General features: G+C 35.7%; 24 protein-coding genes. 17 read left to right on the forward strand and 7 right to left on the reverse strand.

Annotated features, from left to right (window positions below; all coding sequences use genetic code 11):
• Positions 1-77: 77 nt before the first annotated feature.
• The 4 genes from I600_RS02290 to I600_RS02305 all read left to right on the forward strand — a co-directional run bounded on the left by I600_RS02290 (position 78) and on the right by I600_RS02305 (position 3,756).
• Complete coding sequence (locus I600_RS02290; RefSeq protein ID WP_058102889.1) at positions 78-995, forward strand: polysaccharide lyase family 7 protein; 918 nt, start codon at positions 78-80, stop codon at positions 993-995.
• Between the two features lie 254 nt (positions 996-1,249).
• Positions 1,250-1,669, forward strand: a complete 420-nt coding sequence (locus tag I600_RS02295) for a thiol-disulfide oxidoreductase DCC family protein (protein WP_058102890.1) — start codon at positions 1,250-1,252, stop codon at positions 1,667-1,669.
• A gap of 130 nt (positions 1,670-1,799) precedes the next feature.
• Positions 1,800-2,909 carry a DUF748 domain-containing protein gene (locus tag I600_RS02300; RefSeq protein WP_058102891.1) on the forward strand — a complete coding sequence of 370 codons (1,110 nt, stop codon included), beginning with the start codon at positions 1,800-1,802 and terminating at the stop codon, positions 2,907-2,909.
• Between the two features lie 55 nt (positions 2,910-2,964).
• The gene (locus I600_RS02305) at positions 2,965-3,756 is read left to right on the forward strand and encodes a DUF1206 domain-containing protein (protein ID WP_167342511.1); all 792 of its coding nucleotides are present in this window, start codon (positions 2,965-2,967) and stop codon (positions 3,754-3,756) included.
• Between the two features lie 5 nt (positions 3,757-3,761).
• On the opposite strand, the gene I600_RS02310 is transcribed toward I600_RS02305, so the two are convergent.
• The gene (locus I600_RS02310; RefSeq protein WP_058102893.1) at positions 3,762-5,063 is read right to left on the reverse strand and encodes a dicarboxylate/amino acid:cation symporter; all 1,302 of its coding nucleotides are present in this window, start codon (positions 5,061-5,063) and stop codon (positions 3,762-3,764) included.
• A gap of 60 nt (positions 5,064-5,123) precedes the next feature.
• Positions 5,124-6,188 carry a chorismate synthase gene (aroC, locus tag I600_RS02315; RefSeq protein ID WP_058102894.1) on the reverse strand — a complete coding sequence of 355 codons (1,065 nt, stop codon included), beginning with the start codon at positions 6,186-6,188 and terminating at the stop codon, positions 5,124-5,126.
• Between the two features lie 229 nt (positions 6,189-6,417).
• Here aroC and I600_RS02320 point away from each other — a divergent pair, with 229 nt between their 5' ends.
• Positions 6,418-7,284: a UDP-2,3-diacylglucosamine diphosphatase gene (locus tag I600_RS02320; protein WP_058102895.1), complete on the forward strand. Its 867-nt coding sequence runs from the start codon at positions 6,418-6,420 to the stop codon at positions 7,282-7,284.
• Here I600_RS02320 and I600_RS02325 read toward each other — a convergent pair.
• Positions 7,281-10,199: an FAD-binding and (Fe-S)-binding domain-containing protein gene (locus I600_RS02325; protein WP_058102896.1), complete on the reverse strand. Its 2,919-nt coding sequence runs from the start codon at positions 10,197-10,199 to the stop codon at positions 7,281-7,283. The genes I600_RS02320 and I600_RS02325 overlap by 4 nt on opposite strands.
• A 90-nt stretch (positions 10,200-10,289) precedes the next feature.
• On the opposite strand from I600_RS02325, the gene I600_RS02330 reads away from it, so the two are divergent.
• The gene (locus tag I600_RS02330; RefSeq protein ID WP_058102897.1) at positions 10,290-10,784 is read left to right on the forward strand and encodes a hypothetical protein; all 495 of its coding nucleotides are present in this window, start codon (positions 10,290-10,292) and stop codon (positions 10,782-10,784) included.
• Positions 10,785-10,886: 102 nt separating this feature from the next.
• Positions 10,887-12,005 carry a TlpA disulfide reductase family protein gene (locus I600_RS02335; protein WP_058102898.1) on the forward strand — a complete coding sequence of 373 codons (1,119 nt, stop codon included), beginning with the start codon at positions 10,887-10,889 and terminating at the stop codon, positions 12,003-12,005.
• A 71-nt stretch (positions 12,006-12,076) separates the two neighbouring features.
• Here I600_RS02335 and I600_RS02340 read toward each other — a convergent pair whose 3' ends face one another.
• Together I600_RS02340 and I600_RS02345 are read right to left on the reverse strand one after the other, a co-directional pair.
• Complete coding sequence (locus tag I600_RS02340; RefSeq protein WP_058102899.1) at positions 12,077-13,735, reverse strand: LVIVD repeat-containing protein; 1,659 nt, start codon at positions 13,733-13,735, stop codon at positions 12,077-12,079.
• Positions 13,736-13,862: 127 nt separating this feature from the next.
• On the reverse strand, positions 13,863-14,513 hold the full coding sequence (locus I600_RS02345) for a rhomboid family intramembrane serine protease (RefSeq protein WP_058102900.1): 651 nt from the start codon (positions 14,511-14,513) through the stop codon (positions 13,863-13,865).
• Positions 14,514-14,549: 36 nt separating this feature from the next.
• Here I600_RS02345 and I600_RS02350 point away from each other — a divergent pair, with 36 nt between their 5' ends.
• Positions 14,550-15,467 carry a lysophospholipid acyltransferase family protein gene (locus I600_RS02350; protein ID WP_317038717.1) on the forward strand — a complete coding sequence of 306 codons (918 nt, stop codon included), beginning with the start codon at positions 14,550-14,552 and terminating at the stop codon, positions 15,465-15,467.
• Positions 15,468-15,534: 67 nt separating this feature from the next.
• Here I600_RS02350 and glmM read toward each other — a convergent pair whose 3' ends face one another.
• The gene (gene glmM / locus I600_RS02355; protein WP_058102902.1) at positions 15,535-16,923 is read right to left on the reverse strand and encodes a phosphoglucosamine mutase; all 1,389 of its coding nucleotides are present in this window, start codon (positions 16,921-16,923) and stop codon (positions 15,535-15,537) included.
• 94 nt (positions 16,924-17,017) lie between these two features.
• On the opposite strand from glmM, the gene I600_RS02360 reads away from it, so the two are divergent.
• The 4 genes from I600_RS02360 (at position 17,018) to I600_RS02375 (ending at position 20,589) form a co-directional block, all read left to right on the forward strand.
• On the forward strand, positions 17,018-17,611 hold the full coding sequence (locus I600_RS02360; protein ID WP_058102903.1) for an acyl carrier protein phosphodiesterase: 594 nt from the start codon (positions 17,018-17,020) through the stop codon (positions 17,609-17,611).
• A gap of 64 nt (positions 17,612-17,675) precedes the next feature.
• Complete coding sequence (gene ggt, locus I600_RS02365; protein ID WP_058102904.1) at positions 17,676-19,367, forward strand: gamma-glutamyltransferase; 1,692 nt, start codon at positions 17,676-17,678, stop codon at positions 19,365-19,367.
• 74 nt (positions 19,368-19,441) lie between these two features.
• Positions 19,442-20,140, forward strand: a complete 699-nt coding sequence (locus I600_RS02370; RefSeq protein ID WP_058102905.1) for a hypothetical protein — start codon at positions 19,442-19,444, stop codon at positions 20,138-20,140.
• 14 nt (positions 20,141-20,154) lie between these two features.
• A complete protein-coding gene (locus I600_RS02375) occupies positions 20,155-20,589 on the forward strand; it encodes a GNAT family N-acetyltransferase (RefSeq protein WP_058102906.1) in 435 nt (144 codons plus the stop codon).
• Here the strand turns inward: I600_RS02375 and I600_RS02380 are convergent.
• Positions 20,586-21,353, reverse strand: coding sequence for an XRE family transcriptional regulator (locus I600_RS02380; protein ID WP_058102907.1), 768 nt, complete (start codon positions 21,351-21,353; stop codon positions 20,586-20,588). The genes I600_RS02375 and I600_RS02380 overlap by 4 nt on opposite strands.
• Positions 21,354-21,492: 139 nt before the next feature.
• Here I600_RS02380 and I600_RS02385 point away from each other — a divergent pair, with 139 nt between their 5' ends.
• From I600_RS02385 to I600_RS02405, 5 genes are all read left to right on the forward strand, one after another.
• Entirely contained in the window at positions 21,493-22,752 is a 1,260-nt protein-coding gene (locus tag I600_RS02385) for a putative DNA modification/repair radical SAM protein (RefSeq protein ID WP_058102908.1), read from the forward strand.
• A gap of 208 nt (positions 22,753-22,960) precedes the next feature.
• A complete protein-coding gene (locus I600_RS02390) occupies positions 22,961-23,734 on the forward strand; it encodes a TIGR03915 family putative DNA repair protein (protein ID WP_058102909.1) in 774 nt (257 codons plus the stop codon).
• Positions 23,735-23,950: 216 nt separating this feature from the next.
• Positions 23,951-24,514 carry a TetR/AcrR family transcriptional regulator gene (locus tag I600_RS02395; protein ID WP_058102910.1) on the forward strand — a complete coding sequence of 188 codons (564 nt, stop codon included), beginning with the start codon at positions 23,951-23,953 and terminating at the stop codon, positions 24,512-24,514.
• Positions 24,515-24,726: 212 nt separating this feature from the next.
• Positions 24,727-25,473: an SDR family NAD(P)-dependent oxidoreductase gene (locus I600_RS02400; RefSeq protein WP_058102911.1), complete on the forward strand. Its 747-nt coding sequence runs from the start codon at positions 24,727-24,729 to the stop codon at positions 25,471-25,473.
• A gap of 147 nt (positions 25,474-25,620) precedes the next feature.
• Entirely contained in the window at positions 25,621-26,592 is a 972-nt protein-coding gene (locus tag I600_RS02405) for an alpha/beta fold hydrolase (protein WP_058102912.1), read from the forward strand.
• Positions 26,593-26,712: the final 120 nt, after the last annotated feature.

Consider the following 26,712-nt stretch of genomic DNA (forward strand, 5'->3'; position numbering starts at 1 on the left):
ATTCGGTACTCATAAGAATTCAATGATATATACGTTCTATTAAAACAATATAATCCCCCAAAAGTTAAGTAAACGATATGAAAAAACATTTTTGTAGTCTATTATCATTAGGCATTGTTCTTAATGTATTATCATGTTCTTCATCTGACAATACGGTTATTGAACAAGAAGAAACGACCGAAGTTTTAGTAGAAGAGACCGAGATTAATGAAGAGGAAGAACCAGAAGAAGAACCAGAAATTGAAAATGAAGAAAGTCTCATTGTTTGGGAAAATTGGTACTTATCTGTTCCTATTGACAATGGCGATGGTAAGGCCACCTCTATTTTTTACGAGGATATTGTAAATGAGCAATTAACTAATGAGGAGTCCGAGTATTTTTATAAAAATGATGATGGTACGTATACCATGTTCACGAGATTTACAGGATTCACCACTTCTGGTACTTCTGAATTGGGCGATAAATATTGCAGAACGGAATTAAGAGAATTCTGGCAAGGCAATCAAAGCACGGATGATAACTGGTATATGGATGAAGGAACTCATATATTGGAAACTACCTTGAACGTTGATTTTGTTGAAGGTAACGGTAGAACAATAATTGCACAGATTCACGGAAAAGAAACTGAAGGTTTAGAGGGGTCACCAGCAACTGTTAAGATAAGATGGAACAGCGGAACCATTCAATTAGATTACTACACCGTACCTAATGATAACGAGCCATGGACCAGTACATACGACAACAAGATAGATGTGGCCGACGTTGATAACGAAATATTTACTTTTAAATTAAAAATAGAAGATGGTAAGTGTTACTACGCATTAGAATGTGAAGCAAAAGATATTTCTATTGACTACACCCTAATGTATGATTATGTTGGTAATGGATATGCTTATCAAAATTATTTTAAAACCGGAAACTACTTTGGCTGGCATGATGACTACGAGCAAACCGCACAAGTTACCCTAAGAAAAGTTGTAACTGATCATTACTAAAAAAGATGAATTCAAATTAGACCATAATGGTTTGATTAGAATTTATATCAATTGACAATCAAACACTTACAAAAAATCGTATATGATTTTTTGTAAGTGTTTTTTTATTTAAACCATACCCCTATTCTCGCTCCAACTTGAATTTCTTTATAATCGAACTTAAAATTTTTGCTTTATCCTCTTAGCGGACTTATTTAAACTTACTTTCATTTCCTTAAATAGATCATAAAATTTAATTAGGTACACTTACTCTAATGTATCTTTACAATGTGGAACAATCTAAAAAAATAATTCTCTTTGATGGCGTTTGCAACTTATGCAACAATAGTGTGCAATTTGTAATTAAGCGAGATGTTAACGATGTATTCCAATTTGCCGCGTTACAAAGTGAAACAGGAAAAAGGCTATTAACAGAACGAAATATTGACACCCAAGAAGTTGACTCTATAATTCTTATAGAACCCAATATTGCCTATTACACAAAATCCACAGCAGCTCTTGAAATTGGAAAACATTTAAAAGGACTTAAGGCAATATCTTCCATTTTACTGTGGCTACCCGAGTCTTTAAGAAATATCGTATACGATTTTATTGCCAGAAATAGATACAAATGGTATGGTAAAAAAGATAATTGTATGATTCCGAGTGAAGAATTAAAAAGCAAATTCATCTAATCTCTTGAATTCCCCTCCTAAATTTAAATTTTAATTCTAATAAGTATAGTTTTACTCCAATTAACATTTAAGCTCATACATTTATTATCAATGACTTATATTATCAACATTGATATAAACATTGAATTTAATGAGCGATTTAAATAGGAAACGGTATAAGAAAAAAAGATATGTAATACCTATCACACTAATAGTTTTTCTAATTGCTATACGGCTCTCCCTACCCTACATCGTAAAAAATTACGTAAATAATGTTCTTGCGGACATTCCTGGATATTATGGTCAAGTTGAAGACATTGATCTATCTATTATTCGGGGTGCCTACACCATACACGGTATGTACCTCAATACAGTTAACGGCAATACGGAAGTGCCGTTTTTAGATTTTAAAGAAACGGATATTTCCATTGAGTGGAATGCCCTATTTAATGGAAGAATCGTTAGTGAAATCGAAATGAGAGAACCTACGGTCATTTATATTTTTGAAGACCAACAAGACTCCACTACACAGGCTGATGCTGAAGATTGGACAAAAGCTTTAACCGACCTAGTTCCTATTGATATTAACCGATTTACAGTTAAAAAAGGAAAACTTGCATTTTTACAGCTGCAAGCTGACCCCAACATAGATCTGCACTTGTCTCATGTAGAACTCTCCGCAACCAACTTAAGAAATGTAGTTGAAAAATCAAGAACGTTACCATCTAACATTAAGGCTACTGCCACTTCTATCGGTAATGGTGATGTAATATTAGAAGGTGATATGAATTTGGTAAAAGAAATACCGGATATGGATATTACTTTTAGCTTGGAAAATGCCAATGCAACGGCTCTTAACGACTTTACCAACCACTACGCCGGAATTGATTTTGATGAAGGTTCATTTGATTTGTTCGGAGAACTTGCCATTGCCGATGGATATTTAAAGGGTTCGTTTAAACCTATTTTAAAAAATGCCAAACTCATTGGAAAAGATGACGGCTTCTTGAAAACCTTATGGGAAGGCTTTGTTGGCTTTTTTAAATTCATTCTTAAAAATCATAAGCAAGATACGCTCGCCACTAAAATTCCGGTTGAAGGAGACCTTAACAGCGTCAAAACAAAAATCTGGCCCACAGTTACGCGAATTTTCAGAAATGCATGGATACAGGCTTATAAGGATATTACAGATGATGATTTAAATTTTAAGGATGCCGCCGATGGAGCCGATAAGTTAAATGAGAAATCAAAAAAGAATTAAATTAAAATATCCAATTGCTACCCAATCCCAGGAAAACTTATTCATCCAAACAATAATGAACGATACTATAAAAAAAATTGCCCTTAGCGGTTACATTTCCAAAGGCATCGTATTTTCCATTACAGGAATTCTAGCTTTCTTATCGGCATTTAATATGGGAGGAAGAAAAGCTGGAAAAATTTCAATTATTAGCTATTTGGAACAACAAACCCTAGGCTCTGTAATTATAGTTTTACTAGGTGTAGGACTTATTTGCTATGGCATTTGGAGATTGATACAAGGGGTAAACGACCCTGAAGGCATTGGAACCGATTTTAAAGGTTTGGTAAAACGAATTAGTTTTTCCATAAGCGGAATCATTTATTTCTCACTAGGCTTAATTGCCATTGCCGAAGCGTTCGGTTTATTTTCTATTTATAGTACAGGTGAAAACAGCAAAGAACCTATATTAAATACATCCACCCGCTCCCTGATTTTTATTATCACTGGAGGTGCCCTTGGCATAAAAGCGGTATATCAATTTGTTAAAATCTATAAAGGTAATTTCATTAACAACTTTGCCATACAATCCGTCACATCACTGAACACACGAAAATATATTAAAAGAATGGGTTATGCCGGTTTACTATCCAGAGGCATTGTCACCAGTATTATTTCCTATTTTTTTCTGTCAACAGGAATTGATTTAAATGCCTCTTCTAAACAAGTCAAAGGTACTGCGGAAGCTTTTTCATTTATACAAGATCAAGCTTATGGAAAATATTTATTAGGTTTTGTTGCTGCCGGTTTGGTTTGCTACGGGTTGTTCATGTTCAGTACCGCAGCCTACCGCAAGTACAATGATTGAAAAAGTTATTTTTTATAATTATCGTCCCAATTCTTAACCTTTGGTTCGTGCAACTTATCAACTGACTTCGCTACCATCATAGAAACGGAAGCGTCACCAGAGACGTTTATTACCGTTCTACACATATCCAATGGTCTATCTACAGCAAATATGAGCGCTAATCCAGCTTCAGGTATTCCTGCTTGCGCAAGAACAATAACCAGCATTACCATACCAGCTCCCGGTACCGCAGCGCTTCCTATTGATGCAAGGGTAGCCGTTACAATAATACCCAATTGCGCGGAAAGACTAAGCTCCATACCAAAAGCTTGAGCAATAAAAACCGCTGCAATAGCTTGGTATAAACTAGTACCATCCATATTTATAGTTGCACCAATTGGCAATACAAAACTTGTTACTTCTTCATCTACCCCCAAATGCTCCTCTACCCTTTCCATGGTGACCGGCAGCGTAGCAGCACTAGAACTTGTTGAAAAAGCTAGAAGTTGTGCCGGTGACATACCTTTCATGAACTTACTTGGAGAAGTTTTAGTAAAAATCCAAACCAAAAGTAGATATACACCTAACATTAGCGAAAGCCCAAGAACAACACAGAAAGCATACCAAGCCAAGGCTTTAAAGAGGTCCATACTTGGAGATTCCACGATTAAGGCAGCCAATAAAGCAAATACACCATATGGTGCCGCCAGCATAATTAAATCTATAAGCTTTAGAATTACTTCATTAAAACCATCAAAGAACTTTTTTACAGGTGTTGCTTGTTCTTCAGGTATGAGTATCAATCCTATACCAAAGAAAATGGCAAAAAATATCACTTGCAGCATGTTTCCATTATCAGAAGCTGCATTAAATATATTACTAGGCACCAAATCTTCTAGAGCTTGTAACGGGCCCGCCTCTTTTTGCTTTTCCGCTTTAGACTTTATGGCATCGGCATCACCTTTGTAGTTTTCAACCAGTTCAGTTCTTGTCTGTTCGGTAATTGAGCCTCCAGGTTTCACAATATTTACTACCCCTAAACCTATGGTAACGGCAATAACGGTAGTGGCAATGTATATAGCTATTGTGCGCCCTCCCATCTGTGAAAGCTTAGAAATATCCTTCAAATCCGATACTCCTTTTATTAACGAGCCCAAAATAAGTGGTACCGCTATTAATTTTAATGAGTTGATAAAAATGTTACCAAATGGTTTGATCCAATCTGAAATAAATTTTGGACCCCATTCCAATTGAACCATTGCTAAAGCAAATAAAACCCCTGCCAACATTCCCAATAGAATTTGCCAATGCAACTCAAGCTTCCTCATAAATAATTTAGTTTAGGGAAGTAAGATAGTATTTTGCAAGGAAAAGTGCTAAAAACGAACCTATAATTTAATAGTTCTATTCATAAGTGTATAGTCCGCTAATACCAATGCCGTCATAGCTTCAACAATGGGTACCGCTCTTGGTACTACACATGGATCGTGTCTTCCCTTACCCTGTGTTTTCACCATATTACCCTCTTTATCAATAGTTTCATAGCCTTGTATTACTGTAGCCACTGGTTTAAATGCAACATTGAAGTAAACATCCATTCCGTTACTTATTCCCCCTTGAATACCACCACTGAAATTAGTCTTTGTAGATCCGTCACTATTAAATTGATCGTTATGTGCACTACCTTTCATCTTTACACCTTCAAAACCACTTCCATATTCAAAGCCTTTAACAGCATTGATCGATAGCATTGCCTTGCCCAATTCAGCGTGTAACTTATCAAATACAGGTTCACCCAAACCAATCGGTACATTTTTGGCGACACAGGTAATTATTCCACCTATGGTATCACCTTCCTTTTTAATGGATTTTATATACTCTTCCATCTTAGCGGCCATTTCCGAATCAGGACATCTCACCACATTGGATTCCGTTAGAGAAAGATCTAATTCCGTATAGTGCTTACCTAAGCCCAAATTACCCACTTGTGAAACAAAGGCTTGTATCTCAATTCCTTTTAAGAACTGTTTTGCAATGGCACCTGCCACTACCCTACTAGCTGTTTCCCTTGCTGAACTTCTTCCTCCACCACGATAATCTCTAAAACCATACTTTTGATCATATACATAATCTGCATGAGACGGTCTGTAAGAATCTTTAATATGACCATAATCCTTAGACTTCTGGTTGGTATTACGTATAGCAAAACCAATTGGAGTACCTGTGGTCTTACCTTCAAAAATACCGGAATAGAATTCTACTTCATCCGGCTCTTTACGCTGGGTAACTATAGCAGACTGCCCAGGTTTACGACGATCTAAATCTCTTTGTATGGCTTCAAAATCCAATTCAATTTCAGAAGGACAACCATCTATCACTCCACCAATTGCCCTACCATGAGATTCTCCAAATGTGCTTACCCTAAATATATTTCCAAAGCTATTACCTGCCATAATTAAGTACGTTCTTTTTATGTACGTAAGTTATCACTACTTACCATTTCACAAGCTTCAAAGGTAAATGTTAAATGCATGAAAGAAAAATTTATAAAGTGCTTAATATTACCTTAACCTAACTGTTTTGTGATAATGATTAATTAACCTAATCATTATAGATTGTTGACCCTCCAAATGACTGGCATGTATACCATTAGGTTTAATTTTGTCCTAAAAATTACCCTCATTGAAAAAACGTCGTCTTGAAATAGCGGTTCTATCTGATATTCACTTAGGCTCATACGCTTGTCACGCGGAAGAATTACTAACATACCTATCTAGTATTGATCCTAAAATACTAATTCTTAACGGTGACATTATTGACGCAAAAAGAATGCGCAATAATTACTTTCCTCCAGCACATTTAAAGGTGGTCAAGAAAATATTCTCATTAGCGGCAAAGGGAACTGTGGTACACTACATAACAGGCAACAAGGACGAACCTTTTAGAAAAATAGATGACATCTATATGGGTACCATTCAAGTGTCAAATAGACTTTCTCTAAAGCTAAATGGCAAAAACACACTTTTTTTTCATGGCGATATTTTTGACTTTTCATTTAGACATTCCCATTGGTTATTGAATTTTGGTGAAGCGGGTTTTGATACCTTGTTAAAACTAGCAAAATTAAAGACCAAGGTTTTAGGACTGTTCGGTAAGAAAAACAAGCCGTTCTCCAATCCTGAATTAGATTATGGTGAAAGAGATCCAAGCCAAATCTCCCTATTTGAAAATAACGTTGTAAAAATGGCGGTAAACCATCATTATGACCATGTGGTCTGTGGCCATAGCCATTCTCCCAACAAACAGCTTTTTGAAACCAAAAAGGGCGAATGTCTATACTTAAATTCTGGCGATTGGGTAAAACATATGACCGCCCTGGAATATTCTTTTAAACGTTGGAAACTATACCGATATGAAAATGACAAACTAGCATCTTTCTATATGGATGAAGAACTCAAATCTATGAACATGAACGAGCTAATTGCTACCATTACCCAAAGAAAAGAACGGGAGTCTAAAAAAGCAAAAGACGGTTTTACCGATAACTAAGCAATTAAAGCTTCTTTTAAAACACTCACCGGATGTTTCGCGATTCTCTTGGTCCCGTCAAAAATTTGGTGCCTACAACTTGTTCCATTTGCAGCTATAATGGTTTCTACCGAAGATTTATTTACTGCAGGAAAAAGTTTTAAACTACCAATTTTCATACTAGTCTCGTAATGTTCTTCCTCATAACCAAAAGAACCTGCCATACCACAACACCCAGAAGGTATAATAGTCACTTTATAATTGCTGGGGAGATTCAAAATATCAAAGGTAACTTTCTGGTTACTCAGCGCTTTTTGATGACAATGATTATGAATCTTAATGTCTTTGGCATTAGTTGTAAAACTGGTCGCATCTAAATTGCCATCGCTTACCTCCTTTGCTAAAAACTCCTCAATTAAAAATGAATTATCAGCAATTTTCTGTGCAACTTCTCTATCACCGGTCATTCGCTTATATTCATCCCTAAATGACAAAATTGCCGAAGGCTCCAAACCTAAAACCGGCAACCCGGCATCTGCGAATTTCTGTAATTGTTCAGAATTCTTGATAGCTAATTTTTGAGCCTGTTTCAAAAACCCTTTTGAAAGGAATGTTCTTCCGCTTTCAGCATAGTACAATGAAACATCATAACCAAGTTTTGTCATCAATTCAATAGCATCTTTACCAACTTCAATATCCAAATAGCGAGTAAATTCATCTATAAACAGTACAACCTTCTTACTTTTTATAACTTTCTTATTATCAAATTTTTGAAGATGTTTATCAAAATTAAAGCTATAAACCTTTGGCAAGCTTCTTTCTTTTGCCACACCGCTGGTTTTCTTCAATAATCCTCCAAGAAATTTAGAATCGTATACCGCATTGGTCAAGCCAGAGACCTTACTGCCCAAACCATTTAATTTAGTATTATAGGCAAACAATTTACCGCGTAAAGAATATCCGTTCGCTTCTTGATATTGATACAAAAACTCTGCTTTTAAAGTAGACACATCTACATTGCTGGGACACTCACTTGCACACGCCTTACAACTTAAACAGAGATCAAAAGCCTCTTTAATTTCAGGGCTGTCAAATCTATTTTTGGCAGAACTATTTGGGTTGGTCAAAAATTCCCGTAAGGTATTGGCTCTACCCCTTGTGGTATCTTTTTCATTTTTTGTAGCATGGTAGCTCGGACACATTCCGCCTTTTGCTTTGTCTGTTTTTCTACAGTCGCCGCTTCCATTACATTTTTCAGCAGCTTTCAAAATACCTTGACTATCAGAGAAATCCATCAACGTATCAACCTCTGGCTCTTTACGGTCAACTTCGTACCTAAAAGACTGGTCCATTGGGTAGGCATCAACAATTTTACCGGGATTGAAAATTCCTTTAGGGTCAAAATATGATTTTATCCTTCTTAACAATTCATAGTTTTTTTGCCCAATCATTAAGGGTATGAACTCGGCACGCACAATACCGTCTCCGTGCTCCCCACTAAAAGAACCTTTATATTTCTTGGTCAACTTGGCAACATCGGTTGTTATTGCCCTGAACAAGCCCACATCGGCAGATTTTTTCAGGTTGAGAATTGGTCTTAAATGGAGCTCACCCGCCCCTGCATGGGCATAATAAACCGCACTTTGACCATAACCCTTCATAATCAAGGAAAACTCAGCAATAAAATCTTTTAAATCTGGCAATGCTACAGCCGTATCTTCTATACATGCTACCGCCTTCATATCTCCCACAATATTACCTAAGAGCCCTAAACCTGCCTTGCGCAGCTCAATAGCCTTGGCAATTTGATCACCGTACAATACAGGATTGGCATAACTTAAACCTGAATTTGCAATTGTTTTTTGCAATGCCGCAACCGCATCTTCCAATTCCTTCTTTGTATGCGCAGATACTTGCAGCATCAACAAGGCCGCTGGATCACCTTCAACAAAAAACCTATTCGCCAATTGAGCGCGGTTATTCTTAGTACAATCCAGAATAACCTTATCCATCATTTCACATAGTTGTAATGGATGCTCCATCACCGGAACAACATCCATCAAACAATCTTCCAAGGTGGTATAATGGGTGATTACCATAGCAGAAAGTGCAGGCGGTAAAGAGTCTAATTGCACGGTTATTTCTGTTGTAAAAGCTAATGTACCTTCGCTTCCACATAGTAGTTCCGCCATATTAAAATAAGACAAATCACCCCCAAAAATATCTGTTTTCAATAGCTCATCAACAGCGTACCCAGTACTTCTCCTATGAATTTCTGGTTTTGGAAAATTCTCCTTAATTTCCGAAGCTATTTCCTTATTTGATAGCTCATTATATACCTTTTTATAAAGTGAAGCTTCAAATGTATTTTCCTGTAGTTTTTGTTTAAATTCTTCTGTAGAAATCCTTCCGAACTCTGCTTCGCTACCATCGGACAATACAGTTTTCATCGAGATAACTTTATCTCTGGTAACTCCATACTGAATAGATGTGGTACCAGAGGAATTATTACCTACCATACCACCGATCATACACCTATTAGATGTTGATGTATTAGGACCAAAAAACAATCCGTATGGCTTTAGATATTCGTTCAGTTCATCCCTAATGACTCCCGGTTGAACAGTAACCTGTTTTTTAGCCTCATCCACACGAATAATGCCGGTTAAATGTTTTGACACATCTACAACCAAACCATCGCCAACACATTGGCCCGCTAATGAAGTACCTGCAGTTCTAGGTATAAGACTAATGTTTTCATCATTGGCAAAACGCACTATTTTCTTTATATCCTCAACAGATTTTGGAAAAGCCGCACCTAATGGTATTTTACGATACACCGATGCATCGGTAGCATAAAGTGTTTTGGTAAGATTATCAAATTGTACATCTCCCTCTAAATCTTCTCGTAACTTTGAAAGCAAATTATTATCCAACGTAACACAATTTTGATTGCTAAATTAAGTTTTATTGTGTGAGCCACATTATAAATTAGCTCATTTTTCATCACAAAAACCTATAACTATATGAAGATTTTTAAAAGTATTATAGCGTTGTCCTTACTGGCAACATGTACAATTTCCGCTCAAGATATTGCCGATCACGCACTTGGATTAAGATTAGGAGATAGCGATGGCTTTGGCGCAGAGATCAGTTATCAAAAATCACTAACTAGATACACTAGAGCAGAATTTGACCTAGGATGGAGAGATAGCAGAAACTTTGACGCTTTTAAGTTAGCCGGTCTTTACCAATGGGTAAGACCTATTGAAGGAGATTTCAATTGGTATTACGGTGTTGGTGGCGGTTTAGGAAGCGTAGACTTCCCAAACAACCCCAATAACGACAATGATGGCGGTCTTTTTATATTTGCGGCCGGAGATATAGGTATTGAATACAATTTTGACATACCCCTAATTCTATCTCTAGACTTTAGACCAGAACTTGGCGTCATAGGATATGATGGGTTCTCGGACAATTTTGATTTTGATATAGGACTAGGAATTAGATACCAGTTCTAACTACAATAATAGTATTAGAAAAAAGACCTTTAACCTTGCGTTAAGGGTCTTTTTTTATATCTCATATATAAGTACATTTGTAGCTTAACCTAAGTGAGATATATGAAAAATAGTATTGTAATACTGCTTGCCGGAATTTTATTGTTCAGTTGTAATTCTAAACCGGAAAGCTTTACCCTTAACGGCAAACTAAGAGGGGAATTGACGGATGGAACCCGTGTTTTTCTCAAAACCATTGGCGAGAACAACCAACCAATGGATATAGATACCGCAACCACTACCAATGGTGAGTTTACATTTACCGGTAAAGCCGATATACCAGAACTGCATTATATTTTTGTAGAACAACTACCAGGATATACCGCGGTAATACTAGAAAATGGAGAAATTGATTTTAGCGCCCAAAGAGACAGTATGGGGTTTGCTGAAATAAGCGGAACATTTCAAAATGATGCTTTTGCCGATTACATGAAACAGTCAAGAGAAATCTCCCTTCAAGCCCAATCTATACAGCAAGATATGAAATCAGCTTCTGGTGAGGCCGCTATTGCCCTGCAGGATGAAATGAAAGAACTTCAAGAAGAGTACAAAACCTTTGAATTGGACTACGTTAAAAGCCACCCAAAAGCACTTATCTCCGCATTAGTGTTAGATAGAGCCATTGCAACAAAAGCGGTAGGATTGGAAGAAGTCGAGGAAATTTACAAAACGTTGTCCGAAGAGATCAAAAACAGCAAGACAGGAAAACAAATTCAAGAAGGCATAGAAAAATTAAAAGCTTCTGAAGAGGCCGGAAAAAATTCAAGTATTGGCGCTAAGGCTCCAGAATTTTCAGGACCTAGTTTAGATGGTAGCGTTCTTGCATTAAAAGATGTAATGGGAAAAGTTACATTAATAGATTTTTGGGCAGGATGGTGCAGACCATGTAGAGCTGAAAACCCCAATATTGTTGCTGTTTACAACAAGTACCACGATAAAGGGCTAAATATCTTGGGCGTCTCTTTAGACCGTACCGAAGAAGCCTGGAAAAAAGCGATAGCCGAAGATGGTTTGGAATGGAATCATATCTCCAACATCGCTTACTTTGATGATAAGATTGCAAAATTATATAATGTTGATGCCATACCAGCTGCTTTTCTTTTAGATGAAAACGGTGTTATCATTGCTAAAAATTTAAGAGGACCTGCCTTAGAGGCTAAGGTTGCAGAATTACTGAACTAGTTTTTGAGTTCATTTATAAAAAAATCCCCTAGGTGTTGCCTAGGGGATTTTTTTATAACTTGATTTTAGTCTTAAAACTTGTTGTAGTAGTCATTAAAATTACCCGTAACGGTAACATCACCATTTTTAATTACCTCACCAGTTACGGCAATTACAGAATCATCACCTAAAAATGCTATGGAAGCTCCATCATTTAGTACCAAATTACCATAGATAACTAAATCACCTTCTACAATTAAGGTTGCACCAGAATTGATGGTTATATTTCTTTGACGGTTATTTCTACCCACAACCAAGGTACCGTTCATTTCGAACAAGCCATTAGCATTAATAACCACACCTTCTTTAACTGTCCATGATCCACAAAGTAATAAGGAACCATTAACATTTACGTTATTAAACCTCTTTGACCCACTGTAAGCCAGCTCTTCTCCGCTATTCACGTTCAGATTAGCGCTACCAGAATAATTTGAAAGCTCTGAACATCTTTCTTCTAAACTCTCACTTGGTCTATTCAGTTTAATAATCTGAAAGCCCGATTTACCAGAGGCAGCAAAAATATAATCATCTTTTGATGCCACATAATTTATGGAGCCCGTAAGCTCAATAACGCCTACACCAACAGTATTATCAGCTTTAGTTTCTGAAAGACTTAATCCGCCAGCTCCATTTGCCATTAAAAGAACATCATCATTTACTGCAACACCATTGGTTACAATTTCTCCAGGCTCTGCATTATCAGGATTAGTTAAAATAGGTAAATACTCAACAAAGCTTCCAGATGCACTATTATACACTCCAGCTCCTTTTGTGCCTTCAGAAACAATAATATTATTGCCTAAAAAATCCAATGTTCGCTTAGCATCTATTCCAAAATCTGATTGTATAACTATGCTTCTAACAGTATTTAAATTGGTATCTAAAAAACTAACGCCTTCCGCAGCATCTAATACCGCCAACTCGCTACCGTTATACGCTACAGAGCGCAAATCTGAAAAAGCAGCTTCATTTTTTACGCTTAAATCGTTTTTATCATAAATAACTACAAAGCCGTCTTGTCCACTAGTTACCACAACATCATTATTTACAATACGAACATCTGTTGCATTAAAACCTTCTTGGAACCCATAGCTTATGTTAGATGTATTTATTCTACCACCACTAACAGCTATTTTAGCAACCAACGAGTTTGCCGTGGCGGTTACAGATTGTTCTGAGTCTACACCACCGGCTACATATATATATCCATTATCATAAGCAATGGAATTCAAATCTGCATTGGTGTAATACACTCTAGATGTAACTCTAGGATTGTTAGGGTCACTAATATCTACGACATCAATGGCTCCAACATAGTCTTGCCCTACAGTGTTATAAGAGACATAACCATAATCACCGTCTAATGCGACATGTGTTGCTGCTAAATTTTCTCCATTGGTAAATGTTGGAGGATCAATTTGAGCTACCAAGGTCAACGGATAGTCACCAGCAGGTTCTGCCTTGCCAGTAGTATTATACCTTTTAGCGCTAGCAGATGGGTCTTCATAAATATCAAGAACACCTGCTTCATCAAAACTTACACTATTTAAAAGCTTTGACTGATCTGTTTCATTTACTAAATTATCTTCGGGGTTTTCAAAAACCGTGGTTTCATCACTACAACTTGTAATAAAAAATACTGCCGAAATAGCTAGTAGCCATGATTTTCTGATAGATAGGTTTGATTTCATTTTAAATTCGGGTTTTTGCATTAACGACCCGAATTGCCGTATTGTTGTCTATTCACAGAGAAATCCGATGAAATGCACTATATATTAGACCATCTTACAGAATAATATTACAAAACTTAAGAAAAACTTAAATTTTTCCCATTTTGCCTAAAACAAAAAGCAAAATAATTGGCAATGCCAATAACCCCACCATTAAAGTATCGGTCTGTAATAAGCTAGGCATAAACAACAATGTACAGGCATAACCACCAATAGCGCCACCAAAATGGGCCGTATGACCTATATTTCCCAATCGTTTTTTCATACCATATATAGAATATAATAAATAACCAATACCAACAACATATGCCGGAACAGGAATTGGTATGAACATAATACCCAATTGCATATTTGGTTGTAATAATATTGCAGCATATAAAATACCGGTTACCGCACCACTAGCACCAACAGCAGAATAATACGGCTCATCTTTATGAAAATTTAATGCCAAAAGACTACCAGCCAAAAGACTAACAGCATAAATTATTAAAAACTGGGTTTGACCAAACCAATTGATCACAACACCAGCAAAAAAGTACAACGTCAACATATTAAACAACAGATGCGAAATATCCACATGTAAAAAACCAGAAGTTGCCATACGATCTTTCTGTCCCGCTTTAATAGCCCCTATACTAAATTTATATCTTTCAAAAAAGGTGGTATCATTAAACCCTTTCATTGAAACCAATACATTTGCCGCAATTATTGCTATTGTCGCTAAATCTAGGTTGTACATTATCTACTGTTTATTTGGCTTCAAATATAGTTATATTTGCCCATAATTTTTTTCAGCATGCAACTATTGGCCTTTGTTTTGATCTATCCTTTTTTATGGGTTGTTTCTATTTTGCCGCATCGTTTGTTTTATGGATTATCTGATTTTGCCTGCTTTTTCATTTACCGCGTTTTTGGTTACAGAAGAAAGGTTGTTCAAGAGAATTTAAACTTGGTCTTTCCCGAGAAATCCAAAAATGAAATAAATCGTATTGAAAAAGACTTCTACAAACATTTGTGCGACACCTTTCTTGAAATGGTCAAAACCATGAACCTCAGTAAAGAGTCCGTTGCTAAAAAATATCAAATAGTTAATCCGGAAGTTTTGCTTGAAATTGAAAAAGAACGTAGCATCATTATATTATGCGCACATTACGCCAATTGGGAGTGGAACGTTAGCATAAATAATTATGTACATTCCAAAGGCTATGCCGTTTACCAAAAAGTAAACAATTCTTATTTTGACAATTTTATTAGAAAAGTAAGAGCCAGATGGAACACCACATTAATTACCCAAGCACAAACCGCTAAAACGGTAATTAAAAATTTCAGAAATAACGTAAGGGCAACTTACGGTATGGTAAGCGACCAATCTCCACAAGCTCATAGAGCTCATTATTGGACCGATTTTATGGGAATTACCGTACCCATATTCAACGGAGGTGAAATTTTAGCGCGCAAAACAGGATTGGCCACGGTCTTCTTAAAAGTAAGCAAGGTGAAACGAGGTCATTACAAAGCCGAATTCATACCTATTGCCCTAAACAGCAAAGAAACCAAGGAACACGAGATAACCAACACTTTTCTTAGACTAACAGAAAAACAGATAAGAGAAAAACCGGAATATTATCTATGGACCCATAAACGTTGGAAACATAGAGATAAAAAAGCGGCGGCTTTTGCAGACGTAAATTAACATGCAACAAAAATAAACCCGAAAGTAGATTGTTTACTTTCGGGTTTTTAAATAGGTATAATTAAAGCTATAAACCTGCAATAGATTTTATTTCACCAATAATTCTATCTGCCAAATCATTGGCTTCGGTTTGGCTTTTAGCTTCCGTATAAATTCTTATAATAGGTTCTGTATTGGATTTTCTAAGGTGTACCCAGTTCTCTGCAAAATCAATTTTAACACCGTCAATGGTAGATAATTCTTCATCGGCATATTTTTCCGCCATTGACTTTAAAATTCCGTCTACATCTAAACCTGGTGTAAGCTCAATCTTCTTTTTGCTCATAAAATAGCTAGGATAGCTTGCCCTTAATTCTGCAACAGTACCGCCTTTCTCAGCCATTAACATTAAAAACAATGCGGTACCCACCAAAGAATCTCGACCATAGTGACTCTCTGGGTAGATAATACCTCCGTTACCCTCACCACCAATGATAGCATTATTGCTCTTCATTTTTGTTACCACGTTCACTTCACCAACTGCCGCAGCTTCATAGGTACCTCCGTGTTTTTGAGTGATATCACGTAATGCTCTTGAAGATGACAAATTAGAAACCGTATTCCCCTTGGTCTTACCAAGCACGTAATCTGCACAAGCAACCAAAGTATATTCTTCGCCAAACATTTCACCATCATTGCTAATAAAGGCCAAACGATCAACATCTGGATCTACAACAATACCAAAATCCGCATTTTCCTTCACGACTAGGTCACAAATATCTTTTAAATGCTCCTTTAACGGTTCTGGGTTATGTGGAAAATGACCCGTTGGCTTGCAATATAGCTCAACTACTTCTACTCCAAATTCCTTTAATAATTTTGGAATGGCAATACCTCCTGTAGAATTCACACCATCCACAACAACTTTAAACTTTGCTTTTTTAACGACTTCTGCATCAATCAAAGAAAGATTCAACACTTCATCGATATGGATATCTATATAACTATCATTCTTGTTTATCTGCCCTAAATCATCAACATCAGAGAAATCAAAATCTTCTTTTTCCGCAATTTCTAAAATTTTAGCACCTTGGGCGGCATCCAAAAACTCCCCTCTTTCATTGAGTAATTTCAAAGCATTCCATTGCTTAGGGTTATGACTAGCGGTTAGAATAATTCCGCCGTCCGCCTTTTCCATAGGTACCGCTATTTCTACTGTTGGCGTTGTTGACAAATCAAGATCAACCACATCTATACCTAAACCTACCAAAGTAGATACAACAAGATTTTGGATCATTTCACCAGACAAACGAGCATCACGACCAATTACCACTTTTAACTTTTCTTTTTTAGAGTATTCTTTTAACCAAACCCCATAAGAAGCAGCAAATTTTACTGCATCGATCGGTGTAAGGTTGTCTCCTGGCTTACCTCCTATTGTTCCTCGTATTCCTGATATGGATTTTATAAGTGTCATATTTCTTAATAAGTTTTTGCAAATATAAACGGTTAGTTTTTACCACTATTGCGCTTCTTTGTAAATTCGACTTTATAAGCATAAAAATAATAGCGTGAATTTTTTAGCACATATCTTTCTATCATTCGGAGACAAAGAAATCACCATTGGCAACTTTATTGCCGATAGTATTCGGGCTAATAAATTTCAACACTTACCTACAAAAGTTCAAAAGGGCATAAAACTACACAGACATATTGACACCTATACAGATGCCCATAGTATCCCAAAGATTAGCAGTAGAAGATTGCATGCCAATTATAGTCACTATAGCAGAGTTATCGTAGACATCTATTACGACCATTTTTTAGCTAAAAATTGGTCCAAATATTCTGACACACCTTTAGACATATTTGTAGAAGATTTTTACGACCTCTTGGAAGATAATTATGAAATTTTACCTGAAGGTGTAAAACGCATGATGCCGTATATGATTTCTGACAATTGGCTTTACAACTATTCTAAAATGGAAGGCATTGGCAATGTACTGAATGGTATGAACCGAAGAACGAAAAACAAATCTAAAATGAATTTTGCCATTATAGACCTAGAAGAACATTATTATTCTTTTGAAAAAGAATTCACCGAATTTTTTGAAGAGTTAATTACATTTTCAAAACATAAGTACATATCATTATTAAGTAAATAACACCCTATAAATCTAATTATCAAAATATTAAATACATTTAATTAACCTAAATATTTAACCAACTATGAACCATCTAAAATTAGCCATTACACTGATAGCTTTCGTGATTTTTGGCAGCTGCAAAGAGAATCCACCCGCACCAACCGGAACAGTTACCAGCAAGGCAATGGTTGTTTCCGCACGTGAAGAAGCTTCAAAGATAGGAAGTGACATTATGCAAAAAGGAGGTAATGCATTTGATGCCATGGTTGCTACGGAAATGGCTTTGGTAGTTGCTTATCCTTTTGCCGGAAATCTAGGTGGTGGAGGCTTTATGGTCTATAGAAAAGCAAACGGAGAAACAGGTGCACTAGATTACCGTGAAAAAGCTCCACTATCTGCCCATAGAGACATGTATTTGGATTCCCTGGGCAACGTAATACCAAACAAAAGTACTTTAGGAGCAACCGCGATTGGGGTACCCGGTACAGTTGCCGGTATTATAGAAGTACACAAAAAATTTGGTTCATTACCTCTTGAAGAGATTATGGCCCCAGTAATTGCCCTGGCAGAACGTGGTGTAGTGGTTACTGCAAATCAAGAAAAAAGACTTGCCAGTCAAAGAGATAAGTTTATAGAAGTAAATAGTGACAGCACCAAATTTGCTACTGAATTCAAAGAAAACGATACCATTAAATATCCTGCATTGGCAAAAACGTTTAGAAGTATCGCCAAAAACGGCAGAGATGGTTTTTACAAAGGTGAAGTCGCTCAAAAATTAGCAGCGTTCATTCAAGAAAAAGGTGGATATATTACAGAACAAGACCTAGAAAAATACCAAGCAGTATGGAGAGATCCAATTACGTTTGACTATAAGGATTTACATATTATTTCCATGAGTCCACCTAGTAGCGGCGGGGTTACCATAAATCAAATTTTTAAGATGATGGAGAAATATGATGTTGAGGAATTTGGACACAACAGTCCTAAAATGGTACAACTATTTACCGAAGCATCTAGAAGAGCTTATGCGGATAGAAATTACTTTTTGGGTGATCCCGATTTTGTAGATATACCTTTTGACCGATTATTAAGCGAGGATTACCTAAACGAAAGAATGGCTAATTTTTCTTTTGATCAAGCCACCAAATCTTCCGAAGTACAACATGGCAATATTGAAATTGTTGAGAGCATGGAAACCACGCACTACTCCATCATAGACCAAGAAGGTAATGCGGTATCTGTTACAACGACTCTCAATGGTGCTTACGGCTCTAAACTTTATTCAGATGAGCTAGGCTTCTTTTTAAATAATGAAATGGATGATTTTAGCGCAAAAGCAGGCGTACCAAATATGTTTGGACTGGTAGGTGCGGAAGCAAACAGTATTGCTGCTGAAAAGAGGATGTTGAGCAGTATGACCCCCACCATTGTTGAACGTAATGGTAAGCTTTGGATGGTTGTTGGCACACCTGGAGGTTCAACCATTATAACCGCCGTAGCCCAGACTATTTTAAATAGTTATGAATTTAAAATGAGCATGCAAGATGCTGTCAACGCACCAAGATTTCACCATCAATGGCTTCCTGATATGGTAATTTTTGAACCAGACGGTTTTTCTACCACTCTTACAGATGAGCTTAAAACAAAAGGGTATATTATCAACGAGGAAAGAACACCCATTATAGGTAAAGTAGATGCTATACGTGTTTTGGACAACGGCAAGCTTGAAGGTGGTGCAGACAAACGCGGTGATGACGCTGCAGTTGGGTTTTAGATGTATCTAAAAATTATAATTTTAGGAATTAAATATTATTATAATAAATTTTAAATCAATATCTTATAATACATATGATAAAGAAACTATTTAAGTTTATTGGAATACTTGCACTAGTGCTTGCCATGGGTTATGGTGTATTATATTATTTATATAATGAACCCCTACCTACAGGAGAATCTGGTCCGGAAGCAGATGCTTTAGCCTATAGAATGTTAGATGCCCTTAATTACAAAAATTATAATAACACCAATGTCTTGGAATGGTCATTTCGTGGTGACCATCATTATAAATGGGATCGAAGAAAAGAAATTGTCTCCGTTTCATGGGATGATATCACGGTACATTTAGACCTGATCACCCCTTCTTCCAGTAAAGCTACAATCAACAATTCAAGTACCTCTTATGAGAAAACTAAGGATTTAATAGAAAAAGCCCAAAGCTATTTCAACAATGATTCTTTTTGGTTAGTAGCCCCTTTCAAAGTTTTTGACCATGGAACAGAACGTTATTTAGTGGATCTAAAAGATGGTTCTGAAGCATTATTGGTAACCTATACCCAAGGTGGAGATACACCTGGTGATTCTTATATGTGGATTATAGAACCTAGCGGAAAACCAAAAAGCTTTAAACTTTGGACCAAGATCATTCCCATTGGCGGAGTTGAAGCTACGTGGCAAGATTGGACAAAAACAGAAAGCGGAGTATTTTTACCTACCCTCCATAAACTTGGTCCTTTATCTATATCTATGGGAGAGGTTGTGGGTAAATAATTATATTTTAAACTATGGATCTAATCATTAAACTAATCACATTTAACGAAGTTACAGCAGATTTACAATCTCAACTTACGGAATTATATAAAGAGCTCAATGCCGAAATAACTCAATTGGACTTAGCATCCGCTCTATCGGATTACAACACTACAGATGTTGTCGTTTGTTTGGACAAGGAAAAACTGGTTGGCATAGCCATGATGGCAAAATATAAAGTAGTCTCTGGCCATAAAGGCATGATTGAAGATGTTGTAGTTTCTTCGCAATATAGAGGACAGGGTATAGGGAGAAAACTAATGAAAAAACTGCTTGAACACGCAAAACAAGAAAAGCTTAGTACGGTACTATTGTTTAGCGGACACCATAGAACAGCCGCCATTTCACTCTACAAAAGCTTAGGATTTAAACTAAAAGAAAGCGGTTTATACGTTAAACCAATTCTTTAGTTAACTTTCTTAACATGCTGTAATTGATCTTTTAACTCTTTCATAGACTCTTGTAGTTGTCGTAACAATCCACTATCGGTATTTGCATCAACATTAAAAGTTATCTTACTACTAACTTCCCAAATTTCTTGTATTTGAAAAGGCTTAATATCATAAGGAGGATAAGTTTCATTTAAAGAAACCAGCGTGATATTATTTGAGTTAGGTCGTTTCTCTATTTTCTTTACCATAATGGAATCTTGCAAAACAACGACATACATTTTATTAGCACTTACATAATCTATGTGTTCAATAGCTCTAGCCAACACCCATTCTCCCGGATGTAAATTAGGCAACATACTATCTCCTTCTACCTGAAACCCTCTATAGGTTGCATTTCTAAATTCTGGAATAGGCAAATCAAATGCTGGCAATTGTTTATACCAACTGGTATCTGAAATATTTTGCGGATACCCTGCTGCTGCCTTGGCGTTTACCAAAACCATATTATCCCGGTTGGCAGAATCAACCGTAACTACTTTTGGTATGACACTGGTTTTTGATGTTTCCAAATACTGCTCTTCACTTTCCCCAAACAACCAAAGAGGATTGATCTTAAATTGTTTTAATAACTCTAATACTACTTTACCTGAAAGTTTTGTTCTTCCACGTTCTATATCTGCTGTGGTGTTCGATACGCCGATTAGTGAGGCAAACTCCGCTTGGGTATAACCCAATTCCCTACGTAAATCTGTAAATCGTTTTAACGTCAATTCATTTTCCATAGTAAGTCATTTTCTATCAAGACATTATCTTTCCTGACACCTCAAATATACTAATTATGGATTATATCCAATTAATTATTTGGATTATTTCCATAATTAGGAATATTTCCATAATTTTGGATTAATTACAAATCGAAATATGGATTTTAACCGAATAAAAGAAAAACTGAACATATTAGCAGATGCCGCTAAATACGACGTTTCTTGTTCTAGCAGTGGAAGTAACCGAAAAAACAAGAATAATGGTCTAGGCGATACCGGTAATGGTATTTGCCATACCTATACAGAAGATGGGCGATGCGTTTCATTGTTAAAAATCTTATTGACCAATCATTGCATTTTTGACTGCGCGTATTGCGTTACGCGAAAAAGTAATGATATTAAAAGAGCTGCTTTTAAAATTCAAGAGGTTGTAGACCTTACCATCAACTTCTATAGAAGAAACTACATTGAAGGCCTATTTTTAAGCTCCGGTATTTTCAAAAGCGCAGACCATACCATGGAGCGTTTAATTGCAGTAGCTAAAAAACTACGTGAAGAAGAAAATTTTAATGGATACATTCATTTAAAATCCATACCAGGTGCAAGCGATGAATTAATGTATGAGGCCGGTTTATATGCTGATCGTTTATCGGTCAACATTGAAATCCCCACTATTTCCGGCCTTAAACTTTTGGCTCCAGACAAAAAACATGAAGATTTCATTAAACCTATGCAAAAGGTAAAGGATGAAATTATACGCTACAAAGAGGAGAAGAAGATTATTAAAAGCACCTCTAAATATGTACCCGCCGGTCAAAGTACTCAAATGATTATTGGTGCTACCGGCGAAAGCGATAAGGACATCATGTATTCTGCCACCCACTTTTACAAAAATTTTAATATGAAGCGTGTGTATTATTCTGGCTACGTACCTATATCCAGTGATAGCAGATTGCCCTCTTTGGGTTCTGAAGTACCAATGTTAAGAGAAAATAGATTGTACCAAACAGATTGGTTACTTCGATTTTATGGATTCAGTGTAAATGAAATTTTAGATGTCAACAACCCCAATCTTGATATGGATATTGATCCTAAATTAATGTGGGCACTACGTAATCTTAATCATTTTCCTATTGATATCAATAAAGCAGATGCCCGAATGTTAGCACGTATACCAGGCATAGGAATGGGTTCTGTACATAAAATAATAAGTGGCAGGAAATATAGAAATCTCAACTGGGAACATCTTAAAAAAATGGGAGTAGCCCTAAATCGTGCTCAGTATTTTATCATATGCAATTCTAGTGATTGGGAACGTAGAGATCTTGATGCCAATAAAATAAAAGGTATGATTTTACAATCACAAAATAGCAAGTATAAAAATATACATAACAATCAACTATCCCTATTTAATTAAAGTAACCATTTAATAAATTAACACATTATGGAAACCCTTGACAACACCTTAACCACTTCTCAAATTTCAATTCTGAATACCATAATTGCTCGTGTTCAAAGTAAAATATTATGCACTGGATACCATTTGGTATTTATAAAAAGTAAAATTAAAAAAAGACTTAAAATAATTTCTAGAATCTTTTTCTTCAACTTTTAAAACTATAGGTATGAACACTTCTAAAACCTTAATTTACGATGGCAGTTTCAACGGATTTTTAACTGCTGTATTCACCGGATTTGAGCAGAAATTAACGCATGCAGATATTCAGAAGAACAATCAGCTACAAAGCGGACTTTTTGCAGAAAATGAAACCACTTTCACCAATGTTGAAAAAGCACAACGAGTATGGAACGGTGTTCAAAAAAAGAGTAATACAGCAATAAAGAACATCTATTTTTCCTTTCTAAGCGAGCACAATAATATTGAAGCCCTACTCTATCATTATATTCAAAAACTTATGGGCAGTAAATATTACGGTTCTACAGATTTTAGCGATGACGGAGTTTTAAAAATCAATCAACTTGCACATAAAGTAGGGAGAGAAAAACACCGTATGGAAGCTTTTGTACGTTTTCAACTAACAAAAGATGATGTCTATTTTGCAAACATAGAACCAGATTTTGATGTTATACCTTTAATCTCCAAACATTTTAGAAATAGATACGCAGACCAACAGTGGATCATTTATGATGTAAAACGTAAATACGGAATCTTCTATGATTTACATACTGTTGAAATCATTTCGCTTGATTTAACCGATATACATTCAAATACAATTGAAAAAAGTTCTGTGTTTATCGATGAAGAATTTGAATATCAGGACCTTTGGAACAATTATTTTAAAAGTACCACCATTAAATCTCGTATTAATACAAAACTACATGTGCAACATGTACCTAAGCGTTATTGGAAATACTTATCGGAAAAGAAAGTATCATAGCTTAAACTCATATTGTATTATTATATCGTGTTAGTTTAGAGGTACTTCATTATTAATTTTCTATTCTAAACCGGCAATCTTAACAGGTAAATAATCGCTATATATGCTACGCTAATATCAGCTTTTACTTATAATGTACAATCAAGTCTGAATATTCAAAATCCAAAAAAAACAGACAAGTCTGTCTGTTTTAATATATTTGTATATATTTGCAATATGAAACATGCCGAGGTTAAAAAAAGAATTACAGAAACTGCTTCTTATCTATTTTATAAGAACGGTTACAATTCAACTGGTATCAATGAAATTATTTCAGAAGCTGGTATAGCAAAAGCTACCTTATACAATCATTTTAAATCAAAAGAAGAAATTTGTTTAGCATATCTTCAATACAAGAATCATAATTTTCTAAAAGATTTTGAGTCTTTTACCACATCTAAACCTAAAGGCAAAGATCAAATATTAGCCATATTTGATTTCTTACAAATGTTTTACCAAGAAAAAGATTTTAATGGCTGTTGGTGTATAAAAACCGTATCTGAAATTCCTAAAGAAAACGAACTCATTAGAAATGAAATTCAATCTCAAAAAAAAGAATTTATTGAGGAAATTGAAAAATTAATTGTCAATAATTTGAATTATCTAACTAGTAATGAAGCGCCTACCCTTGCAAGGCAAATTTACTTACTTTATGAAAGCGCGGTAGGTGAAAGTCATTTGCATCAAAAAGATTGGCCAATTACCGAATCTAAAAATTTGTGCATAAAAATATTGGAGTAAAAAAATTTACCCGTTTACAGACAGACTTGTCTGTCTGTTTTTGACCACTTTTCATTTCTTTAACTAGCATTAACAACATGATTTATAAACACAATCCTCTTTCAATATTAAAGTTTAAGCGTAAAAATCAAATAATAACAAAAACCTATACAGTGTGTGTTTAACAAAACACTGGAATTAGAATTAATCATTATTTATAAATAAAAACTATTATGGAAAATTTAGAAAACAAAGTAGCCCTAGTAATTGGGGGAACAAGTGGAATTGGATATGCAACCTCGAAAGCTTTATTGGCTGGTGGTGCCACTGTACATGTCGTTGGAAGAAATACCGATAAAATTGACGACGCACCAAATTTGATAAAACATACGGCAAACATATCTAACATAGCCGATGTAGATGCTTTAATAGCTGAGATTGATGCTCTGGAAAACTTGGACTATTTAGTGAATGCATCCGGTATATTTGGTCCTAAACCATTTTTAGACCACACTATGGAAGATTACAACTCTTATTTAGACCTTAATAGAGGATTCTTTTTTATTACACAAAGTGCTGCCAAGAAAATGAAAGACACCAATGGTGGCTCTATAGTTAATGTGGGCTCTATGTGGGCTAAACAAGCGGTAAAAGCAACACCCTCTTCGGCATACTCAATGCAAAAGGCAGGTTTACACTCTCTTACCCAACACTTAGCAATGGAGTTGGCAGATGATAACATTCGTGTAAATGCTGTATCCCCTGCTTTAGTCAACACACCGGTATATCATGGAGTTTTTGGTAGCGAGACCGCTGCAAAGGAAGCTTTAGTGGGTTTTAACGGTTTTCATCCCATTGGACGTTTTGGTGAATCAGAAGATATTGCCAATAGTATTGTTTTCCTATTATCAGATAAAGCCTCTTGGGTTACTGGTGCCATATGGGATACCGATGGTGGAGTAATGGCTGGTAGAAACTAATATTACATTTAAAATTTAACCATAACCCTAAGTTACAAGGGTTATGGTTTTATATTAAGTTACCATACTCATTGCATTTTGTCCCAACCATTGACTTAGTTAGTGGGTTTTAAACAATTTAACATATCTAATTTTTAAACTGAAGTAATGAAATATAAACTTGCAATGGTAATTATGACCTTGTTCATATTCGCTTGTAACGACCTGACCGAGCTTTACGTTAAAACTAAAAGCACAAATTACTTTTTTCCACCTGCCACAACTTACAACTATATGAACATTGATAGTGTAAAGTTGTTCTACAGGGAAGCGGGTTTCAAAAACAAACCTACCATTGTACTTTTGCATGGCTACCCGTCTTCTTCACATACATATAGAAATTTGATTCCTATGTTGGCAACACAATATCATGTTATCGCTCCCGATAATTTAGGTTCAGGTTTTAGTACACATTTAGATCCTGATCATATTACATATACGTTTGATTTATTAGCAGATTACACTGAAAGATTACTTAATAAATTAAATATTGACACATACGTTATGTATATGCAAGATTTTGGAGCACCTGTTGGATATAGATTAGTGATGAATAATCCTGACAGAATTGAAGCCCTAATAGTTCAAAATGCCAATGCATATTTAGATGGGCTAACTATACAACGACAAGAATTTTTTAAATCCGCACAGATAGACAGCTCACAAAAGAATGTTGATTTTTTATATAGTTTAACCGGTAGAGATGCCATAATCAACAAACAATACTTGTTTGACCTAGACAGCTCCAATATAAACACCCAAAGTCCAGATGCTTGGGTACATGATTTGGCTTTTTTATCATCTGAAAAAGATCGCAAAATTCAAGTACAACTTTTTCAAGATTACTACACGAACTTATTGAGATATCCAAAATGGCAACAAATGCTAAAGAAAAAACAACCGAAAACATTAATTGCCTGGGGTAAAAAAGATGTCAAATTTAACTACAAAGGAGCCGAAGCCTATTTACAGGACCTACCAAACGCAGAAATACACTTACTAGATGCCGGACATTTTGCCGCTGAAGAAAAAACAAGGGAAATTGCTAAGCTTATCCTAGATTTTTTGAACGTTAATTAACGTAAACAAAAACTAGTACTTGAAGTAGATAGATGAAGATGATATTTGTCAGTAATTATTTGCTTCTACAGGTATAATTTTGAATGAGTTAAAAGAAAGATATACCAAATACTTTACTTT

The sequence above is a fragment of the Maribacter dokdonensis DSW-8 genome (assembly GCF_001447995.1).
Taxonomy (GTDB): Bacteria; Bacteroidota; Bacteroidia; order Flavobacteriales; family Flavobacteriaceae; genus Maribacter; species Maribacter dokdonensis.

Coding starts and splice junctions, on each gene's coding strand:
- I600_RS02290 (WP_058102889.1), top strand. CDS start 78: ATGAAAAAACATTTTTGTAGTCTATTATCATTAGGCATTGTTCTTAAT.
- I600_RS02295 (WP_058102890.1), top strand. CDS start 1,250: ATGTATCTTTACAATGTGGAACAATCTAAAAAAATAATTCTCTTTGAT.
- I600_RS02300 (WP_058102891.1), top strand. CDS start 1,800: ATGAGCGATTTAAATAGGAAACGGTATAAGAAAAAAAGATATGTAATA.
- I600_RS02305 (WP_167342511.1), top strand. CDS start 2,965: ATGAACGATACTATAAAAAAAATTGCCCTTAGCGGTTACATTTCCAAA.
- I600_RS02310 (WP_058102893.1), bottom strand. CDS start 5,063: ATGAGGAAGCTTGAGTTGCATTGGCAAATTCTATTGGGAATGTTGGCA.
- aroC (WP_058102894.1), bottom strand. CDS start 6,188: ATGGCAGGTAATAGCTTTGGAAATATATTTAGGGTAAGCACATTTGGA.
- I600_RS02330 (WP_058102897.1), top strand. CDS start 10,290: ATGAAGATTTTTAAAAGTATTATAGCGTTGTCCTTACTGGCAACATGT.
- I600_RS02335 (WP_058102898.1), top strand. CDS start 10,887: ATGAAAAATAGTATTGTAATACTGCTTGCCGGAATTTTATTGTTCAGT.
- I600_RS02340 (WP_058102899.1), bottom strand. CDS start 13,735: ATGAAATCAAACCTATCTATCAGAAAATCATGGCTACTAGCTATTTCG.
- I600_RS02345 (WP_058102900.1), bottom strand. CDS start 14,513: ATGTACAACCTAGATTTAGCGACAATAGCAATAATTGCGGCAAATGTA.
- glmM (WP_058102902.1), bottom strand. CDS start 16,923: ATGACACTTATAAAATCCATATCAGGAATACGAGGAACAATAGGAGGT.
- ggt (WP_058102904.1), top strand. CDS start 17,676: ATGAACCATCTAAAATTAGCCATTACACTGATAGCTTTCGTGATTTTT.
- I600_RS02370 (WP_058102905.1), top strand. CDS start 19,442: ATGATAAAGAAACTATTTAAGTTTATTGGAATACTTGCACTAGTGCTT.
- I600_RS02375 (WP_058102906.1), top strand. CDS start 20,155: ATGGATCTAATCATTAAACTAATCACATTTAACGAAGTTACAGCAGAT.
- I600_RS02380 (WP_058102907.1), bottom strand. CDS start 21,353: ATGGAAAATGAATTGACGTTAAAACGATTTACAGATTTACGTAGGGAA.
- I600_RS02385 (WP_058102908.1), top strand. CDS start 21,493: ATGGATTTTAACCGAATAAAAGAAAAACTGAACATATTAGCAGATGCC.
- I600_RS02390 (WP_058102909.1), top strand. CDS start 22,961: ATGAACACTTCTAAAACCTTAATTTACGATGGCAGTTTCAACGGATTT.
- I600_RS02395 (WP_058102910.1), top strand. CDS start 23,951: ATGAAACATGCCGAGGTTAAAAAAAGAATTACAGAAACTGCTTCTTAT.
- I600_RS02400 (WP_058102911.1), top strand. CDS start 24,727: ATGGAAAATTTAGAAAACAAAGTAGCCCTAGTAATTGGGGGAACAAGT.
- I600_RS02405 (WP_058102912.1), top strand. CDS start 25,621: ATGAAATATAAACTTGCAATGGTAATTATGACCTTGTTCATATTCGCT.